The sequence below is a fragment of the Staphylococcus sp. EG-SA-2 genome (assembly GCF_017152085.1).
The window spans coordinates 1-513 of the sequence record NZ_JACYHC010000227.1; the positions used below are offsets into that span (position 1 = coordinate 1).

A 513-nucleotide genomic window follows, 5' to 3' on the forward strand; every position below is an offset into this window, starting at 1 on the left:
CAAATTGGGATATTCGGTGGATCAAGTCATTGCTTTTGGTGATAGTATGAATGATAAATCAATGTTTGAAGTCGCAGGTCTAGCTATTGCTATGGGGAATGCATCAGATGAACTTAAGCAATATGCAAATGAAGTTACGTTGGATCATAATGAAAATGGTATTCCACATGCGCTCAAAAAATTGTTATAAATTTTAAAATAAGCCTTAACACATGATATTTGAATAAGATATCTTGTGGTTAAGGCTTTTTATTTTTGTGAAAATGACTTCAGTTATACTATGGAGGATTTGAAATACATATTTTAGATTAGTAATGATATCAAACGAATAGAGTAAATGTATATTTTTTGAATAAATCAAGTATTAACTAGTCACTGAAGGTAGATAAATAAATTTGATCATTCTGAATAATAACGAATGCATTAAAAAATGCAGTGACAATCTAACATTAATTGTTAAAATCACTGCAAGCATCTTGATTTTATTTAGCTGTTTGTGTCCAGTCATGCTTA

Annotated in this window: 1 protein-coding gene; it reads left to right on the forward strand. The window is 29.2% G+C overall.

The features are described 5' to 3' along the window. The coding region (locus IDG60_RS02190; protein ID WP_206160452.1) for an HAD hydrolase family protein at positions 1-190 on the forward strand (190 nt) is incomplete at its 5' end. Positions 191-513: the final 323 nt, after the last annotated feature.